The organism is Spirochaetota bacterium (assembly GCA_017999915.1).
In the GTDB taxonomy this organism is placed as follows: Bacteria; Spirochaetota; UBA4802; order UBA4802; family UBA5550; genus RBG-16-49-21.
On sequence record JAGNKX010000019.1, the window covers coordinates 36,980 to 55,547 of the forward strand.

The 18,568-nt window shown below is 55.1% G+C and carries 13 protein-coding genes; 6 read left to right on the top strand and 7 right to left on the bottom strand.

Features of this window, described 5'->3' with window-relative positions; all coding sequences use genetic code 11:
- The first annotated feature begins 244 nt into the window (after nt 1–244).
- On the top strand, nt 245–1,579 hold the full coding sequence (locus KA369_21555) for a hypothetical protein (protein ID MBP7738576.1): 1,335 nt from the start codon (nt 245–247) through the stop codon (nt 1,577–1,579).
- A 10-nt stretch (nt 1,580–1,589) separates the two neighbouring features.
- On the opposite strand, the gene KA369_21560 is transcribed toward KA369_21555, so the two are convergent.
- The 3 genes from KA369_21560 to KA369_21570 all read right to left on the bottom strand — a co-directional run bounded on the left by KA369_21560 (nt 1,590) and on the right by KA369_21570 (nt 6,394).
- Nucleotides 1,590–2,078, bottom strand: a complete 489-nt coding sequence (locus KA369_21560) for a tryptophan-rich sensory protein (protein ID MBP7738577.1) — start codon at nt 2,076–2,078, stop codon at nt 1,590–1,592.
- Nucleotides 2,078–3,619, bottom strand: coding sequence for a 4-alpha-glucanotransferase (gene malQ / locus KA369_21565; GenBank protein MBP7738578.1), 1,542 nt, complete (start codon nt 3,617–3,619; stop codon nt 2,078–2,080). The genes KA369_21560 and malQ overlap by 1 nt, the downstream gene beginning before the upstream one ends.
- Before the next feature lie 69 nt (nt 3,620–3,688).
- On the bottom strand, nt 3,689–6,394 hold the full coding sequence (locus KA369_21570) for a UPF0182 family protein (GenBank protein ID MBP7738579.1): 2,706 nt from the start codon (nt 6,392–6,394) through the stop codon (nt 3,689–3,691).
- 341 nt (nt 6,395–6,735) lie between these two features.
- Here KA369_21570 and KA369_21575 point away from each other — a divergent pair, with 341 nt between their 5' ends.
- Nucleotides 6,736–7,881, top strand: a complete 1,146-nt coding sequence (locus KA369_21575; GenBank protein MBP7738580.1) for a pyridoxal phosphate-dependent aminotransferase — start codon at nt 6,736–6,738, stop codon at nt 7,879–7,881.
- Nucleotides 7,882–7,927: 46 nt separating this feature from the next.
- Here KA369_21575 and KA369_21580 read toward each other — a convergent pair whose 3' ends face one another.
- Both KA369_21580 and KA369_21585 read right to left on the bottom strand, forming a co-directional pair.
- Nucleotides 7,928–8,311 (bottom strand): response regulator, encoded by a 384-nt coding sequence (locus tag KA369_21580; GenBank protein MBP7738581.1) that lies wholly within the window; start codon nt 8,309–8,311, stop codon nt 7,928–7,930.
- Between the two features lie 8 nt (nt 8,312–8,319).
- On the bottom strand, nt 8,320–9,492 hold the full coding sequence (locus tag KA369_21585) for a response regulator (GenBank protein MBP7738582.1): 1,173 nt from the start codon (nt 9,490–9,492) through the stop codon (nt 8,320–8,322).
- Between the two features lie 179 nt (nt 9,493–9,671).
- Between KA369_21585 and KA369_21590 the strand changes: the two genes are divergently transcribed.
- The gene (locus tag KA369_21590) at nt 9,672–10,346 is read left to right on the top strand and encodes a TIGR04282 family arsenosugar biosynthesis glycosyltransferase (protein MBP7738583.1); all 675 of its coding nucleotides are present in this window, start codon (nt 9,672–9,674) and stop codon (nt 10,344–10,346) included.
- Nucleotides 10,347–10,451: 105 nt separating this feature from the next.
- Here the strand turns inward: KA369_21590 and KA369_21595 are convergent, their stop codons facing one another.
- Nucleotides 10,452–11,579: a GNAT family N-acetyltransferase gene (locus tag KA369_21595; protein ID MBP7738584.1), complete on the bottom strand. Its 1,128-nt coding sequence runs from the start codon at nt 11,577–11,579 to the stop codon at nt 10,452–10,454.
- Between the two features lie 317 nt (nt 11,580–11,896).
- Here KA369_21595 and KA369_21600 point away from each other — a divergent pair, with 317 nt between their 5' ends.
- Genes KA369_21600 through KA369_21610 form a run of 3 tightly spaced genes read left to right on the top strand, consistent with a single transcriptional unit; the run spans nt 11,897 to nt 16,239 of the window.
- Entirely contained in the window at nt 11,897–14,008 is a 2,112-nt protein-coding gene (locus KA369_21600; protein ID MBP7738585.1) for an elongation factor G, read from the top strand.
- A 57-nt stretch (nt 14,009–14,065) separates the two neighbouring features.
- On the top strand, nt 14,066–15,337 hold the full coding sequence (locus KA369_21605; protein MBP7738586.1) for a hypothetical protein: 1,272 nt from the start codon (nt 14,066–14,068) through the stop codon (nt 15,335–15,337).
- A complete protein-coding gene (locus tag KA369_21610; protein MBP7738587.1) occupies nt 15,334–16,239 on the top strand; it encodes a hypothetical protein in 906 nt (301 codons plus the stop codon). Before KA369_21605 ends, KA369_21610 begins: the two co-directional genes overlap by 4 nt.
- Here KA369_21610 and KA369_21615 read toward each other — a convergent pair.
- Nucleotides 16,236–18,518, bottom strand: a complete 2,283-nt coding sequence (locus KA369_21615) for a YihY family inner membrane protein (GenBank protein MBP7738588.1) — start codon at nt 18,516–18,518, stop codon at nt 16,236–16,238. The two genes, KA369_21610 and KA369_21615, sit on opposite strands and share 4 nt — an antisense overlap.
- Between the last annotated feature and the right edge of the window lie 50 nt (nt 18,519–18,568).

Consider the following 18,568-nt stretch of genomic DNA (forward strand, 5'->3'; position numbering starts at 1 on the left):
GGTTAACAGGTGTCAGGGTAAGATAATTTTCAAAAAAAATCTTGGCGGTGTAAGACTAACAAGTACAAACCCGGGAATAAATTCTTGACTGGACGGATATAAACGATATTTTAAAATCAGTCATCCACTTTTTCGATCTTTATATCTTACTATTCTGGCCCCAAACACTTTGTTTTGTGGAGGAGGTATCATGTATAGTCGCCTGTTATCAGATGCATTGGATAAATATAAAGAAGAATCCTACATGACGCAGCAGAAGGTCAAGATTTTCCTGTACATGATTGGAATCCTGTCGGTTCTTGTGGTTATCTTGTCCGTCTCTCTCAATATTGCCATGAGCGAATCCCTGCTGACCGGTCGAAACGCCATGAGGGCTTCGATTTTTTTGATGATCGTTGTCGCCTATTTCCTGGTTCGCTCCGGCAAGTATTCCATCGGCGCAAACCTTGCCATATTCGGCTCCCTTGCCGCCATGGGGCTACAGATCGTCCTCACTGATTACAAAAGCGCCCTGGAGTTCTCCAACCGCCTCCACATGCTCTATATTTTCATGATCATAACCGCTCTCTTCTCATCCCGCTGGGCGATGATAATGACCATGTTTGTTTCCATGGCCGTAGCCGTGGCGGCCGGATTGAACGCTTCCGCGCTGACACCGGTTGATGTGAAGGGAACCATCGTCAGCTTTGCCGAGAGCATGATTATAATCGCCATCGCCTCGTTCATACTGATGAAAATGGTGGAGGATACCATCAGGCGGCTGGAAGCGAGCATGAAGACCGAAGAGGAGCACACTGTCATGAAGAACCTCCTCAACTCGGGCCTTGACCTGTCGCGGAACCTTGCCGCTCTTTCCGACGGCCTGAACGATGAAAACCGTCACCTGTCCCAGAGGACCACGGAGCACGCCTCGGCCTTCGAAGAGGTCACCGCCACCATCGAGGAAACCGTGGCTACCATCAGAAGGAACACGGAGAATACCGGCCAGGCGTCGCGTCTTGCCGCCGAGTCGACGCGGGTTGCCGAGGAAGGGGTAAAGATGATTGTTGAAGCCGTTGATTTCATCAAGGACATAGACAAGTCCGGGGAAAAGATATCCCAGATAACGGCGGTCATCAACGAGATCGCCTTCCAGACCAATATCCTGGCCCTCAATGCCGCCATCGAGGCCGCCCGGGCCGGCAAGGCCGGCAGGGGCTTCGCCGTGGTGGCGGGGGAGGTGCGGAACCTGGCGAAGCGGGCCGGTGACGCCGCGAAGGAGATCAGCGGCCTCATCGACCAGTCCCTGTCGCGCATCCACGAGGGCACCGAGCTGGTCGGGAAGAGCGGCGGGGCCCTCAACAAGATATGCACGTCGATCCGCGATGTGGATACGGTCATCAAGGACATCAACCGCCAGAGCGACGAGCAGCAGCACAGCATCGAGGAGATACGGGTTTCCCTCACCCAGATGGACAAGGTCGTGCAGGAGAACTCGGTCCTGGTGGAAAAGACCTCCTCGGTGAGCGATTCCCTGTCGAAGCAGGCCCGTGACCTGACAGCCATGCTCCAGAACGCGGAGGTGCTGGTGAAGGCCTGAGGCCGGCCGGTCAGATGTTCAATCGCCAGAGGAAGAAATTGAGCACTGCCGCGAAGCTTACCCAGAGGATATAGGGCACCAGTAGGAGGCCAGCGGCCCGCGATATCCTCATGAAGAAAGCCAGGGTCGCGGCGATGGCAAGCCAGAGGGCTATGATTTCGACGAAGGCGCCGAAAGGACTGTGCAAGTAGAAAAAGAGGTATGACCAGGCGAGATTGAGGGCAAGCTGGACGCCGAAGGCCGTAACCGCAAGCTTTGCCTCTCTCCGTGACAGGCCGTTTTTCCATACCAGGAAGAGGGCTATCCCCATCATCAGGTATAAGGCGGTCCACACCGGCCCGAAGATCCAGTCTGGAGGATTGAAAGACGGCTTGTTCAGGGCGGCGTACCATGACCCAATGGCGGGGGCGGTGAGGAAACCGCCGATAGCGCCTGTTGCCTGGGGAATGAGTATGCTTATGATGAGCCTGATGATGACCGGTTTCTTATCCGCTTCCATTATTCATCCTCCCCGGTGTCTTCCGGCAGCCTGCGGTAGATCTGTGCCATCCTCCTGAGCCGTTGGGTCATGTCATGGGTCATGCTCCCTTCCATGAGCTTGAAGCGCCAGTTCCCTTCGGCGGTGCCGGGCCGGTTCATGCGGAATTCCGGACCGAAGCCGAGGATGTCCTGGACCGGGATGATAACCATGTCGGCCACGGTGCGGTAGGCCTGGCGGATCAGCTTCCAGTGGAAATCGGACCAGTCCTCGAGGCCCAGGTATTCCATGATGTAGCGGCGGGCGTTCTCGTCGATCTCGGTGCCGTAGAACCAGCCGTTGGTGGTGTTGTTGTCGTGGGTCCCGGTATAGAGGATGCAGTTTGGATTGTCGATGTTATGGGGCAGGTAGTAGTTCTTATTGTTGAAGTCGAAGGCGAACTGCAATATTCGCATGCCCGGCAGGTCCAGGTCGTCCCGGAGCTTCTCGACTTCCGGCGTTATCACTCCCAGGTCTTCCGCTATGAGGTGGAGATGCCCCAACTCCTGGTGGAGCTTTTTAAAGAACTGGATGCCCGGGCCCTTGACCCACTTTCCGTTGACGGCGGTCGTTTCGTCCGCGGGAATGGACCAGTAGGATTCAAATCCCCGGAAATGGTCGATGCGGATGATGTCCGCGAGCTTCATTAAATGGCGGATGCGGCGCGCCCACCAGCTGAATGTCTCAGCGCACAGGGCCTTCCCCTGGTGCCAGCGGTACAGGGGGTTCCCCCAGCGCTGGCCCGTATTGCTGAAATAATCGGGAGGAACGCCGGCCACGGTGAGGGGCAGGCGCGTATTTTCGTCCAGCTGAAGGATTTCGGCGTTGGACCACGCGTCCGCGCTTTCCATGGTTATATAGATAGGTATGTCGCCGATAATCTCGATGCCAAGGTCACGGCAGCTTTCCCGGAAATCCGCCCACTGTTTGAAGAATAAGAACTGGATGAAGCTGTGGTAGCGGATCCGGTCCTTCAGCAGATCTCTCCAGCGCCGGAGGGCCTCCGGTTTGCGCATCGATAAATCGTTATCCCACTCCAGCCAGTCCGTGGTTTCCGTTTCCTCGGCGACCGCGGAAAAGAGGGCATAGTCATCCAGCCAGTATCCCTCCGATTCGAGGAATTTTTCGTAGGAGCGGATCTCTTCCCCCGATGCCCCGGCGAAAAAATCGTCGCAGGCCTTTGCCAGAAGGGGGAGCTTGAAGGCGACCGCCTCTTCAAAGGGGACCGCGTGGCCTTCCGGCAGGGGAAAGGGACCCGGCGCGGCGGAGAACCACTTTTCTGCGGAAAGTTTTTCCAGGCTGATGAAGTGCCAGTTGCCGGCGAAGGCGGAGATCGACGCGTAGGGAGAGTAGTCGAGCTTCGCGTCAACCGGGCCGATGGGCAGGATCTGCCAGTATCGCATGCCCGCGTCCCTGAGGCGCTCCGCGAAGGCCGTGGCTTCAGGACCGAGGGTGCCGATGCCGTATTTCCCCGGCAGGCTGGTGATATGGAGCAGCGCCCCGCTCGAGCGTTGGAGGTTCATGCCTCAATAATCCCTCTTTCAATTAGCCTTCTGATAGCCCGGGGTTTAAACCCCGGGCTATCAGAAGGCTTAACGCAGGCTGTTCATCCTCTCCAGTATTTCCTTGAGCATGTTGATATGCTCTCCGTACCTGGCCCAGTTTCCTTCCCGCATGCTGGCTTCGGCCTGGTTGTAGTGGTTCATGGCCCGCACGGCCAGGTCGCGCAGCCTCGTCTCCAGGGAGCCCTCCGTAAGGCCGGTGTCGATGAAGGTCGTTCCGGAGAAGAGCCGCTCCAGCGCGCTGGGCAGGTCCTTCTCCATGACGATCTTGTCCGAGAAGGCCACGATGACCCGCTTGAGCTCCGGCATTTCGCTCGATTCCGCCTTCAGGTAGAGCGGCTCGATGAAGAGGATCGATTCCTCGATGGGGATCGCCAGCATGTTCCCCCTGATGATGCTGGACCCTTTCTGGCTCCAGAGGGTGAGCTGCTTGGATATTTCCGGGTTCTGGTTAATGCGCGCCTCCACCTGGAGGGGCCCGTAGGAAAGCTTATCCTTGGGGAGCATGTAGAGCTTCAGCTCGCCGTAATCGGGCATGTCGCACTTGACCGTGAGGAAGGCGATCATGTTGTCCTTCTTGTAGGGTGTAAAGGGCATGATGAGGATGAACTCGTCCCGCTTCTCGTCGGGGAGCCTGGTCACGAGGTAATAGCTGTGGACAGGCTCCTCCTTGCTCTCGAAGACCTGGCGGGCGATATGCCAGGCGTCCTCGTTGTTGTAGAATACATGGGGATCGGTCATGTGATAGCGCAGGAGCGTGCGCGACTGAACGGTGAAATAGCTTTCCGGGTAGCGGAGGTGGTTTTTCAGGTCCGCGGGCATTGCCGACATCTTTTTGAAGATGCCCGGGAATATGTTCTGGTATACCTTGATGATCGGGTCCTTTTCATCGGACACGTAATAGTCCATGGAGCCGTTGTAGGCGTCGATGACGATCTTGACGCTGTTGCGCAGGTAGTTGATCTTTCTATTACCGATCGAGATCGGGGTGGAGTAGGGGAACTGGTCGGACGTGGTATAGGCGTCGATGATCCAGTAGAGCTTTTTGTCGGATATGACCAGGTACGGATCGGTGTCAAAGTCGAGGAACGGGGTGAATTCCCGCGCCATCTCGACGATGTTCCGGCGGTAATGGATGCGGCTGTTGCCGTCAATGGTCCCGGAGATGAGGATGTTGATGTCCTTGAAAGCCGCGGCGTAGAGCATGCGCTTGAAGACTGAGTCGAGCCGGACGCCCCCGGAGCCCTTGTAGACCGTGAACTTGTTCACGTCTCCGTATGGGTAGTCGAATTCCATCATGGAAGTGTTCGTGATAATATAGGAATTGTTATGCTCGCCGAAATAGATTTCAGGCCGGTCAATGGGGATATCGACGTCGAACTTGGGCGGGATATCGTAGATGAGCATCTCCGGCTGGCCTTCAGAGGTGATCTTGTCCACCCGGGACAGGACGACGCCGTAGCCGTGGGTGTAGAGGAGCCGCTGGTTCTGCCAGGTCTGGCTGTTTTTGCCGAGGCGGTCGATCGAGAGCTCCCGCGCGGACACGTTCACTGCGCTCTTCCGGTTCTTGATCATGTAGCGGTCGACGTCGACATCGTTAAAAAAGTAGTAGGGCTTGAGCTCCTGCATCTGCTTGTAGGTCTGTTTCAGGGGACGCCAGTCCCACAGCCTCACGTTCTCCAGGGTGTTCCGGTTCCTGGCGATGTCCTGGTAGGTGAGGTTCTGCTTGTTGGCGAAGGGCGTTTCGCGCACCTTCTCGATGTCGTAGGCGATACGCGTGTACTTGATGTTGTACTCGATGTAGGCCTTTTCCTTCTCAAATTCGTTCGGCTCCACGATGAACCGCTGCTGGATCCCGGGGAAGACCTTGCCCAGGATGAAGAAGACCGGCACGATCGCCGCGAGAAGGATGAGGGGGAGCTTGAAGCTCCGCTTGAAGATGTTGAACAGGAAGAGGGCCGATGCAATGAACGCTATGGCCATGGCGACGTTGTAGGCGAGGAGGTTCGCGTGCACGGCCGTGTACCCCGCGCCGTAGAACTTGCCGATCTTGGAGAAGAGGAGCCCGTAGGCGTCCAGCTTGTACCCGAGGCCGAAGAGGAAAACGATCATCGCCAGGAGCGTCGAGATGTGAGCCCGGGCGAAGAGGGATAGTTCGAGCTTCGCGTTGTTGAAAATTATGCCGCCGTTGACAACATGGAATACGATGGAAAAAAGCGCCGTTATGACCAGGGCCGACATGAGCCAGCCGTAAAGGAACTGGAGGAACGGGAGCCTGAACACGTAGAATCCCAGGTCCATGCCGAAGATCGGGTCGCTGGGGAATCCCGTGAAGGGGACCGCGTTCATGAACATCAGGTATTCCTTCCAGAAGGACGACGCAGCGCCGCCCATCATGAATCCGGCGACGACAACGCTGACCGCCAGGAGTATGAAGAGGGCCCTCTTCGGCGATCCGAGGACCGGCAGCTGGAGGCGGTTGAGGATGTTGTTCGTGAATATGCGTCCCTTTCCGCCGAGAAGCCGTATCAGGAGAAAGTTGAATGAAAAAATGCCGATGAATATGAGGGCGAAGAGGAAGTGGACGTTGAATTTCGTGAAAAAGAGGACCCAGAATATCTTGAGACCGTTATATACCCTGAACCATTCAAGGTCGGCATAGAAGCCGGATGAGAAGGTGATCAACGCGTATGCTATGACGAAGACAGTTGTGGCTATGATAATTTTTTTGTTCATTGTCGCATTCCGGTAATTATTATGTTGAGCAGGCTATGAAATACGTTTTGTTCGGGCCGATGGCTCAATGGGACCACCACGCTGGCAAGCATGTAATAATTTACATGGTTTATCAAGCTATTTTTTTAAAGAGCTCAGCCGGGATCCCGGGTCTATTTCGTCAATTTCGCCTTGACACAATCATTTGTTTTTATTGTTATGGGGCACATGATAAGGCCCTCCGTTCGCCGAAGGAGGGCCTTTGCATAGCGGGCGAGGATAAAAAACCGGGCTTCATCAACATGGATTGCGGCACTATGGAAAAACATGGTACAAATGGTAATTCCGAGAATAACAAGAAGATGATCTCCCACAAGGTGCTTGGCGTGAAGCCCTTCATGGTCATGGACGTGATGGCCCGGGCGGAGGAGCTGGAGCACGACGGCAAGGACATCATTCACCTGGAAGTGGGCGAGCCCGATTTCAAGACCCCGGAAGTCGTCCGCGAGGCGGCCATCGAGGCGATCAGGTCAGGGAAAACCCACTACACCCATGCCATGGGCATCCTCGAGCTGCGGCAGGAGATCTGCGATTATTATCACCGGGAATACGGCGTCTCCTTTTCGCCGGACCAGGTCCTGGTGACCTCCGGCACCTCGCCGGCGATGCTCCTCATGATGCTGTCCATCCTCGAGCCGGACGAAGAGGTGATCGTGTCGAACCCGCACTATGCCTGCTATCCCAATTTCATCGAAGCCGTGGGCGGCAGGGTTGTGGAGGTGCGCACCCATCCGGATGACGGGTTCCAGTACCGGCCGGAGCAGATCCGCTCGGTCATGACCGGGAAGACCAAGGCCATCATGATCAATTCGCCGTCCAATCCCACCGGGATCGTCATGACCGAGAAAAACATGGAGGAGATCGCCGGGTTCGGGAACCAGTTCATCCTCTCCGACGAGATTTACCACGGCCTGGTGTACGAGGGGAGAGCCCATTCGATCCTGGAATACACGGACAGGGCCTTTGTCATAAACGGCTTTTCCAAGCTCTACGCAATGACCGGGTGGCGCCTCGGGTATCTGATCTTCCCGAAAGAATTTTCCCGCGTCATGGAGCGGCTCCACCAGAACTTCGCCATATCGGCCAACAGCTTCGTTCAGATCGCGGGCATCGCCGCGCTCCGGCACAGCGGTCCTGACATCGAGCGGATGAAATCGACCTACAACGAGCGGCGCGTGTACATGATCCGCCGCCTCAAGGAGCTGGGCTTCCGGCTCCACGTGGAGCCCACCGGAGCGTTTTACGTCTTCGCCGACGCAAGCCACTTCTGCACAGACTCGTACCATGAGGCTTTCAGGATCCTTGACACCGTCAGGGTGGGTGTCACCCCGGGCATCGATTTCGGCTCCGGTGGAGAGGGCTTTCTCAGGTTTTCCTACGCCAATTCACTGGAGAACATCAAGGAAGGCCTTGACCGGATCGAGAAATACCTGAAAGGGCGCGTATAGGATGGGCGACCCGGAATTCCGCAGGGAGACCGGGTGCGTTATACGGTCAATTCTCCCCGACTAATTCGCGTATGGCGCGTATCATGGCCTCCATGTCGATGACGGGCTTCTGGAAGACCTGCTCCGTGCGGATGCCGATGTCCATCAATGACTGTGGAAGGACGTAGGTCATGGAGCCGGTATGGATGAGGAACTTCATCGACGGCTGTATCCGGTGTGCCCTCAATATGAAGGCGTTGCCGTCCATGCCGGGCAGGCGCATATCGATGATGCCGATATCGAATTTCCGCCTGTTGACCTGCGCGATGCCTGCCTCTCCGCTCGATGCGGTGTCCACGATATAGCCCTCGTCCTCCAGGTATGCCACAAGGTTTTCCTGGAGGTGTTCCTCGTCGTCCACGATAAGAATGGTCGTTTCCAATACCTTCACCGTCTCGTTCAGTTGGTCTTGACCGCATCGGCAGCGTGTACACTCGACGCGTCCTCAAAGGAAAAATTTTTCTTTTGAAAAAGGTCCACGCAGGCCTGCACCACGCGGGGGTCATAGTGTGTTTTCGCTTTGTCCGTTATCTCCCGGATGGCCGGCTCTTTGCCGAGGGCTTTCCGGTAGGGACGGTGCGAAACCATTGATTCGACGACATCGGCCACGCGAATTATCTTGGCGTAGAGAAGTATGCCGTCGCCGGTCAGGCCCTGGGGGTAGCCCGATCCATCGAGATTCTCATGGTGCTGGAGCACGATCTGCGCGACGGGCCACGGGAACTCTATCATTTTCAGGACATCGTAGCCGGCCTGGCAGTGCTGCATGATGTATTTGTATTCTATGGGATTGAGGTCGCCGGTCTTGACCAGTATTTCTCCCGGTATCGATATCTTTCCGATATCGTGAAGCATGGCCGACACATACACTCCCTTGATCTCGTCTTCCGACAGCTTCAGCTCCTGCGCGATGGCCCGGGAGAGCCTGGCCACCCGCTGCTGGTGGCCGCCGGTAAAGGGGTCGCGTATTTCCGCGATGGACGAAAGGGTGCTGATGGTGCCCTCGATGGATCGCTCGAGGCTGGATACGGATTTCGTCAAGGCCTCCTCGACGAGGATCCTCTCTTTTATCTCGATCGTGAGGATCCTGTTGAGCTCCTGGAGCTCGGCGGTGGTCTTTTCAAGGGCGGATGTCCTTTTTCGTATCTCATCCTCCAGGTGGAGGCGGTAGCGCTCGTTTTCCTCAAGCAGGCGCGTTCGCTCCATGGCCTTGGTGATGGCGTATTCAAGGACCTGCATCTCCAGGATCGGCTTGGTGATGAAATCCGAGGCTCCCAGGTGGATTGCTTCGATGGCGTCTATGATATTGCCGGTTCCGGATACGATGATGACCGGCGTGTTGGGCGATTTTTTCCGAATTTGCGCCAGCACCTCCAGCCCGCCTATTCCCGGCATGCGCAGGTCAAGCAGTACCAGGCCCGGATTGCGCTGGCTGAACAAGTCGAGCCCCCTCTGCCCATCGGCCGCCTCAATGACGCTGTAGCCGCTGTCTTCAAGATAGGTTACGATGTTGCTTCTGAGAATGTCCTCGTCTTCTATAGTCAGGATCACGATGTGGGATTTATCATCCAATTGCGTCTCTCATGAGATTGAATATCACTCGCAAGGCCGTTGAAAATTCCATGCACGTATGCATCTGTTAGATAATTTATCAATTATTCAATTAAATTTCTATAGCAATTGGATATTTATTCATATTTTACTATATTTTACAATGGGTATGGTGTATATTTTATCAGCAGTACCGGGCCATGAAGAAGGATGCCGTTATTTTATTTCTCCGCTACCCGGAGAGGGGCAAAATGAAAACGCCCCTTTCGGCGGAGCTTGGCGATGACGCGGCCTATGATCTTACTATCTGCTTTATCAGGGATATACTCGGCACGCTCCGGGCGGTGGAAGCTGAAACCATCATAGTCGGTACCGGGTCAACCGGCAAAGGGCCGCCGGGGATTTTCGGCGGAACCCTCAGGCTGGTGCAGCGCGGCCACGATCCGGGGGAGCGCCTCTACCATGCCTTTGCAGACGTGTTTTCCCGCGGATTTTCCCGCGCGGTCCTGATCGGCGTTGATTGTCCCGGGATTTCCGCGGTCCGAATCAGGCAGGCCTTCAGCGAGCTGGGAAACCATGAGGCCGTCATCGGACCGGCCAATGACGGCGGATATTACCTGGCCGGATTCCATGACAGGTCGGTGCGGCCGGACTTTTTCCGGGACATTTCGTGGGGCACCGGCAGGGTCCTTGCGGAGACCATTGGAAAAATAGAGGATACCCTCATGGAGCTTTCCATCCTGCCGCAGCTTGAAAGAATCGAGACGGCCAACGATCTCAGGCGCTTCGCCGATGAGCGGGAACGGTCGGCCATGGCTGCGTCTACCATGAATTATGTGACGCTAAACAGGGAAAGGCTCTTTGGCGAAAAATGACGGAGGAGCCGATAGTTATCGGTGGGCGGATGCTCTGGCACCGCCTGAGACGCCGATAGTTATCGGTGAGTGGCTGCTCTGCCCCTTCTTTGTAGTACCGTCTGATCAGATATTGATCTGGAATATGCGATAGCCCTTGTAGCGGTCGGCGTTGACATACTTCAGGGCGCCGATCATCTTCTTGTTGGTTTCCACGATCAGGGAACAGTCCGATTGATTGTATCCGAGGCCTATCCCTATTTCTATGGTCATAAGGATAAGGATCTGGTCTATATTCTGGCCCCGGTACTCGGGCAGAACCCCCAGGAGGATCGTTCTGAGCGTCTTGGTGCGTTTCACTTTCCAGAGGAGCTTGACTATCCTCCAGGGAAAGAGCCTGCCGTCAAGCTCGGCAAATCCGGGATTCGCGTCCGGTATGGAAAGGATGAACCCGATGGTCTTTCCGTCCTTTTCCGCGAATATGGCAAGGTCCGGAATGACAATTAGCTTCAGATCGTCAAAGAGATGGGCAAACTGCTTGTCCGTGAAGGGAAGGTGGCCGGAGTTGCCTTCCCATGCAGCGTTGAAGATGTTCTTAATGTCGTCGGCCCTTTTGGGTATCTCCTTCTTAGATGTGGTGTAAAACCTGATGTCGGACTGCTTCTGGAGCTGTTCGCGGATTTTGAACATCGGCTCCCAGTTGAGGCCGTCCTCCTTGACCATGAAGCAGAACCAGTCTTCATATTTTTCCAGCCCGTAGGCCAGGGCGTGTTTTTCATACCAGTGCGCGTAATGGAACATGCCGATGACCGGCATCCTCCCGTTATTGATGCAGTCAAAGCCGACCTCGTCGTAAATGGTGAAGCTCTGGGGGCCGTTCATCTTTTTCTTCCCCTTCGCGCGGAGGGCCTCCCGGGCCGTATCGAAAAGGGCTTTTGATACTGCCAGGTCGTCGATGCATTCATAGAAGCCGAAGAAGCCGGTGTCCTTGCTGTATTTTTCCTCATAGCGCTTGTCCGTGTGGGCGGTTATCCTCCCCGCGGGCTTTCCGTTTTTATAGGCGATAAAGAACTCGGCCTCGCCATGTTCGAAAAAGTAACCGTGCTCGGGATCGAAGAATTTCACGCGGTCTGCGATGACGGGAGGCACCCAGGCCGGGTCCCTATCATAGATATGGGCCGTCCATGGCACCTTGATGAATTCCAGCATCATTTTTTTATCGGTTACTTTTTTTACTTCGATTTTTGATTCCATTGCTGTGGCCGTTCCTTGTTTAAAAATGTATTTTGCTTTATTAATAGATATCTTATATATACAGCGCAACACCTTACGCAAGTCTTGGACTATATGTCCATTCTTTTTTATGAAATTATAATGATGCATGAGTGACAACTCATGGGGTGGCCGGAAAATAAAGTTCTTTACAAAAAATTGCTTCATTATTACTTTCCCTTAAAAGTTTCCCTGAAAAACTCCTTCCATGGAGTTATTCTTAGAAAATATGCTGCCTGTGCGCGGTTCCGCAGGCTCCGGCACAGTCTCATGTGATACAGTTCTTGGGAGGTCCCTGAATGCTTAAGGAATACAAAGCTGATCAAATACGGAATGTCGCCATCGTAGGCCACGGAGGAACCGGTAAATCCACTCTCTTTGACGCAATGCTTCTGGCGGGGGGGAAAATCGACAAGATCGGAAACCCCAACCAGGGCACCCTCACATCCGATTATGACGATGATGAAAAGAAAAAAATGATGTCCATACGGAGCGCCCTCGGGTTCGTCGAGCATGACGGGGTCAAGATAAACTTCATAGATACGCCGGGAACGGCGGATTTCATCGGCGAGGCGCGGGCGGCGGTTCAGGTCGCCGAAACGGTAATCCTGGTGGTCGATTCGGTTGACGGCGTCCAGATCGAGACTGAAAAGGCATGGCGGTACCTGTCCGAGAACAATATCCCGCGGATCATCTTCGTGAACAAGATGGACAAGGAGCGGGCCAGCTTCGACAAGGTCATGGAAAACCTCAAGACCGGCCTGAAGGCGAACATTGCGCCGCTGTGCATCCCCAGCGGGGAAGCCGACAAGCTCGCCGGCGTCATCGACCTGTACCAGATGAAGCTCCAGACGCCGAAGGGCGGCGGCAAGGACGTTGCAATCGCGGACGTGCCGGCCGACGCGAAGGCGAAGGCCGAGGCGGAGCGGAACAAGCTGGTCGAGGTGGCGGCCGAAGGCGACGACGCCCTGATAGAGAAATTCCTGGAGGGGGAGGCCCTCACCGACGACGAGATCAAGAAGGGGCTCCAGGCCCAGCTGGCCAACGCGAAGCTCTTCCCGGTGGTTTGCGGCTCATCACAGTCGGCAATCGGCGTGAAGAACCTCCTCAGCGTGATAAAAGAATTCGCGCCGGCGCCGATGATGGGCAAGGAGTATACAGGCCATGACGCCGATGACGCCTCAAAGGAAATAAAAGTGCAATCCGGCGACGGCGGCGCCCTGGCGGCCGTTGTCTGGAAGACCTACATTGACCAGTACGCGGGCCGGTTCAACTACCTGAAGGTCATATCCGGCAGCATGCTGCCCGATGTCGAGGTATACAACGCGAGCAAGAAACACCGTGAGCGGATATCCAAGGTCTACACCATGATTGGGAGCAAGCAGGAAGATATGCCCAAGATCAACGCCGGCGACATCGGCGTGGTGGTGAAACTCGACAAGACGGCCACCTGTGATACGCTCTGCGACTCGAAGAAGCCGGTGGTGCTTCACATCATCAAGCTCCCGAACCCGGTATTCTCCTATGCCATCGAGGTCGTGAACAAGGCCGAGGTCGACAAGGTGGGACAGTTCTTCACCAAGGTCACGGAGGAAAATCCGACCCTGACATATACCTACAGCGCCGAAACGGCAGAGTCGGTCCTTTCCGGCATGGGCGAGATCCAGCTGGGGATCGTGCTCAATGCTCTCAAAGAAAAGAATAAGATTGAAGTGAGGACCAGGGAGCCCCGCGTTCCCTACCGCGAGACCATAACCAAGAAGGCCGAATCCAATTACCGCCACAAGAAGCAGTCCGGCGGCCACGGCCAGTTCGGCGAGGTATATATCCGCATGTCACCGAAGCCCCGCGGCTCCGGGTTCGAATTCAAGGAAACCATCTTCGGCGGATCCATACCGAAACAGTATATTCCCGGCGTCGAAAAGGGCATCGTCGAGGCCCTCGATGAAGGCGTTCTCGGCAAGTTCCCGGTCGTCGACGTCGAGGTGGAGCTCTACGACGGAAAGTACCACGATGTGGACTCCTCCGAGCTTTCCTTCAAGATCGCCTCGCGCACGGCCTTCAAGCTGGGGATGGAGAAGGCGGGCCCGCAGCTCCTGGAGCCGGTCATGGATGTCCATATCTTCGTGGATAAGCAGTTCATGGGCGACATCCTGAGCGACGTCACCAGCCGCCGCGGGAAGGTCCAGGGCATGGAGAGCGCCGACGAGACCGGCGGAAGCGTGTCGGTGATCCGGGCGCAGATCCCCCTGGCCGAGATGCTCCGCTATACCATCGACCTGCGCGGCATGACCAGCGGCAAGGCCACTTTCGAAATGAAGTTCTCCCACTACGATCCCATTTCCGGACGCGAGGCGGACAACGTCATCGCTGCGCGGAAAAAGCTCCTTGAAGAAGAAGCCAATAAGTAGCATAGCCCCCCCGGGGAGGTCCGCGGACCTCCCCGGGGTCGATTATCCGGAAAAAAAATGAACATCATCGTATTTGAAGACGGCCTCCATGATAATTTCTATCCCCTTTCGCTTACAAAACCGCTCTGGGAACTGCGGTCGGGACTGTACTCGTTTCGTGAACGCCTTGAGCTGTTTATCCGGAAGGACCCGAAGCTTTCCAATGCCGGTCTTTATTTCTTTACCAGGGAATACCTTGCCCCTTTTTTCAGGGAACGATATCCTCACCTCTCGATAAACGACTATTCCGTGTTCGACGGGAACGGTGAATGCTTTTTCCTGAATGCCGTTGCCTATCCATCTGCTTCAGACTTTGCCCTTGAGGTAAACAGCGTCGTGATGATGGGCCCGGTGCCGGTGGCGGCGCGGATCGGCGCGGAGAGTATGCGGAAACCGGAGGATTCGATACCGGCCATGCTGGCGAACCCCGGACTTTCCGTGATTGAATATGACGGTTATCCCGCGGGAACGGGAAAGGGTCGAAAGGCGGAATACATCTGGGACCTGATGGACTCGAATCCGTGGGCCCTCGGGAATGATTACGCCCTGGCCGGTTTTGCCGGCAACGGCTATTTGCGAAAAGATGTAACAATTTCCGGCGACGCCACTCAGGTATATATTGAAGAGGAGGCGGCCTTCGAACCCTTTGTGTTCATCGAAGCTTCGGAGGGGCCGGTCTTTATCGGGGCCGGCGCCAGGATCAATTCCTTTTCCAGGATCGAGGGGCCCTGCATGATCGGCCGTGAATGCGTCATCTACGGCGCCAAGATCAGGAGCGGATCGTCCATCGGCCCGTTCTGCCGGATAGGCGGGGAGATCGAGCAATCGATATTTCACGGCTACAGCAACAAGTACCATGACGGGTTCATCGGCCATTCCTACATCGGCGAGTGGATCAATATGGGAGCCCTGACGACGAACAGCGATTTGAAGAACAATTACACCAATGTCAAAGTGTACACCTCCGCCTCGCGCAGAAAAACGGGCAGGACAAAGATCGGATGCTTCATGGGGGATTTCGTAAAGACCAGCATCGGCACGCTCATAAACACCGGCTCGAGCATCGGCCCCGGGGCCATGCTTGTCCACGCGGGGAAGCTGACGCCATGCCATATCCCGTCCTTTTCCTGGTATATCGACGGGGAAACCGGGAGACCGCTCCTCTTCGATGATTTCATGGCGGTCTGCCGCAGGGCCATGGCGAGGAGAAATGTCGAGGTGTCGGAGGAATTCAGCGCGCTTATGCGGACCGTCTATGACATGACATCACCGGAACGGACGCAGCCATGAACCGACAGGGAGAACTCCAGATATCCCTCACCCTGATCATGTCCTTTTTCATCCATCTGATCGTTATGGTGACGATCATCCTGCCCCAGATCGGCGATCTATGGGGCTCCCAGAAAATGTTAAAGGACATTTTCGGCGACGAGGGGATCGGAAGGGACATCATTGTCAATATCAACCAGGATGACAGGCGGGTCGTGACGCCGGAAACGCTCTTATCGGACAGGGATTCCAGCGCGAAAGGATATGTCACGAGGAAAGCGGGCAAACGGTGGCTCAATAATTCGCTCGACTTCCGCGTGCTCAAGGGGAGCCAGGGCAAGGGTAAGGGAGATAATAAGTCAGCCGCCGCCCATGCCGGCAGGGACAGGATCATGGTGTCCGATGATTCCGAGATGACGGCCGTGATCGAGCGCAATGACAGCGCCGGCCGCGAGGCGGGAAATTACGGCATTTTCGACGAGACGCTCATCCCCGATAAGAACGATGTTTCCCGCGAGAATGCCCTTTTCTATTCAAGCGACGGCCGTTTCAGCTTCAACACCGTCAAGTTCAAGGATTTCAAGTATTTCAAGGACATGAAGGACAGGATCGCCTCGAACTGGTACCCGCCTCTCATGGCCAACTCCATGGTGCAGGGATACAATCCGCTTTCCGGCGAATACGCCCCGGGATACACGCGCATCATGGCGATTCCGAGCCAGGAAGTGAAAACCGTTTTTGTGCTGAACCGGAAGGGCGATATCATACATATCCAGATACTGGATTCCCTGGGGAACAAGCCCCTCAACGCCTCCTGCTACGACGCGATCAAGCTTTCGAAGGGCTTCGGCCCCGTGCCCAAGGATCTATTAAAGGGCGACGTGCTGGTAATACCTTTTATCTTCGGCTATTACGTGTATTAATCCTTGTCGATCAGCTCTTTCAGCGTCATCTCGCCGACCGCTTTTCTCCTGCTTGCCGATATCTGGCTGAACAGCTTATCCAGAAATATCTTGAACGACGACTTGCCCGCTGTCACCGGCATGTCGAGGCTTATGTCCATGATGATGTCGATCACCCTGTTTACCTGGATATTTTCAGACTTATTGGCGGGCAGGTAATTGCCGTCGCCGTCCTGGATGATGAGCTTCTCGTCAAGGTACGGCCTGATATACCGGTCGATTTGCTCCGACCCCCCGGCCATGGCCTTGCGGAGCTCTTTGAGGGAGCTGGCGCCGCCTCCGGACTCGAAGGTGCGGTACACCTGGTGGATCAGCGCCAGACCGTAATAGACGTACAGCTCATTCCTTTCTTTGGAGGCCTTTTTAAGGCTTCGGTAGGTGTGGGGATGCATCAGGGTGTATGCCACCTCCGCGCCGAAGAGGATGATGACCGACGAGGCGTAAACCATCAGCAGGAAGAGCGGAATGGCCGCGAGGGCGCCGTATACCGCGAAGGTTCCGGTGGCGAATCCCTTCACGTACACGATGAAGAGCAGTATAAAGATGACCCACACGGCCGCGGTAAAGGACGCTCCCAGCGCCGCGGGCTTGAAGGGAACCCGTGTGTAGGGGAGCGTGATATAGGCCAGCAGGAACAGGAGCCAGATGAAGGCGAATGGCGCCAGGAAATTGATGATGGTGTATCCGAATTTTTTTCCTTTTTTTACCGGGACCCATTTCTTGCCGAGATCCTTCGACATCATGAGGGTTCCCGCGTCGCCGATGGCCCACAGCTTGTCGTTCCGGAAATGGAATGAGTTTATGCGGATGGTGGGAAGCGTCGTTTCCTCCCAGCTTTCACCCCCGTTGCCTGTGCGGATGACCGTTCCATCGTCTCCGCCCACGACCCCTTCGTCCGGGTTGAAAAACCATGCGGCATAGTAATTTATCTCCTTGTATTTTCTCGATTCCCATGTTTTGCCGCCATTTTCTGATAAAAGGATCATCCCCTCGTTGCCGACGAGGATGATCTTGTTTTCATTGATGAAAAAGGCATCATGTAAATTTACCGGTCGGTTCCTCCGTTTCGCCGACGCTATATGCTGCAGCTCCCATTTTTTACCGCCGTCCTCGGTCCGTATAATGACGCCCCGGCTGCCGGTAATGATTCCCCGGTCCTTGAAGAAGGCTATGGAGACCAGGTTCGGCCGTTCCTCCCACTCTTCGACAGACCAGGTGTCCCCGCCGTCGGCGGTCGTCAGTACCGCACCGTTTTCGGTGACCATGACGCCGCGGGTATCGGTCAGCATCCGGATCGCATTGAAATTGAAGGCGCCGAATTTCCTTAACTGCCACCGGTTCCCCCCGTCCGATGTCATGAGAAGTATGCCGTTGTGGCCGATGATCCATCCTTTTTTACCGACGAATTGGACGCCGCGGTACTTTGATTTCATCAATTCAAGGGGCTCGATGCGTCCTTCCTGCTCCGAGAAGCTCTTGTCGCTCGGCTCATAATAGTATACTTTCTGGTTGTCATAATCGATTTTGCCGCTGTTTGCGACTATGTTTTTGAAATCCCATTTTTCCTGTTTCCCGGTGTCAGAGTAAAGTATCGTTGATTTATCGCCGGCGACCCAGAGATGATCGGCATCGGTAATGTAAGCCGCGTTATAATTTGGCGAGGAGAGGATTATGGAAAGCTGGGTGGCGACGGTCATGCCGGCTGCAAGCATGATGGGGCCAAGGGTCAGAGCGGCCCAGTAATAGATGATTTTGAGAAGTATCGGCCGTCCCTGCTTGATTTTCCAGATATCGTTCATCGACTTTTCAAGGGTCCTCAGCATGGCCGTCGCGGAAAAGATCATCACGGCGGCGCTTATCCCGCCGATCTTGCCGGCATTTTCAATGAGCCCCAGGATGGTATCGAAGATGGGATCGATATTGAGCTTGATGTTGTTTTCATTCAGAAACAGCAATATACGATCAAATAATTCCTGCTTGTTTTCACCCACGCCATAATAAAAGGAATAGATGGTAAGGCCCACGGTAAGGGCCGGCACCAGCGACAGGATAATCGTGTATGTTATGGATGATGCCTTTGTCTGGCAGTCGTCGGTGATGAATTTTCTCGTGGAGACGATAAGCACTTTGGCGGCATTGATTATCTTGCTCAATATTCCGCCGGAATTTTCTGCACCGTGATATATCTTCTTGAAGATCGATACTATGGTATTCCAGAAAAAGCGAAGTTTTTGTGTCATTATTCCTTTGCCTGGCATGGTACGGCTCCTTTTATCGAGATAAAGTTAAT

Excerpts from the sequence above, each read along its gene's own strand:
- KA369_21555 (MBP7738576.1), top strand. The coding sequence starts at position 245 with ATGACGCAGCAGAAGGTCAAGATTTTCCTGTACATGATTGGAATCCTG.
- KA369_21560 (MBP7738577.1), bottom strand. The coding sequence starts at position 2,078 with ATGGAAGCGGATAAGAAACCGGTCATCATCAGGCTCATCATAAGCATA.
- malQ (MBP7738578.1), bottom strand. The coding sequence starts at position 3,619 with ATGAACCTCCAACGCTCGAGCGGGGCGCTGCTCCATATCACCAGCCTG.
- KA369_21570 (MBP7738579.1), bottom strand. The coding sequence starts at position 6,394 with ATGAACAAAAAAATTATCATAGCCACAACTGTCTTCGTCATAGCATAC.
- KA369_21575 (MBP7738580.1), top strand. The coding sequence starts at position 6,736 with ATGATCTCCCACAAGGTGCTTGGCGTGAAGCCCTTCATGGTCATGGAC.
- KA369_21590 (MBP7738583.1), top strand. The coding sequence starts at position 9,672 with ATGAAGAAGGATGCCGTTATTTTATTTCTCCGCTACCCGGAGAGGGGC.
- KA369_21595 (MBP7738584.1), bottom strand. The coding sequence starts at position 11,579 with ATGGAATCAAAAATCGAAGTAAAAAAAGTAACCGATAAAAAAATGATG.
- KA369_21600 (MBP7738585.1), top strand. The coding sequence starts at position 11,897 with ATGCTTAAGGAATACAAAGCTGATCAAATACGGAATGTCGCCATCGTA.
- KA369_21605 (MBP7738586.1), top strand. The coding sequence starts at position 14,066 with ATGAACATCATCGTATTTGAAGACGGCCTCCATGATAATTTCTATCCC.
- KA369_21610 (MBP7738587.1), top strand. The coding sequence starts at position 15,334 with ATGAACCGACAGGGAGAACTCCAGATATCCCTCACCCTGATCATGTCC.
- KA369_21615 (MBP7738588.1), bottom strand. The coding sequence starts at position 18,518 with ATGACACAAAAACTTCGCTTTTTCTGGAATACCATAGTATCGATCTTC.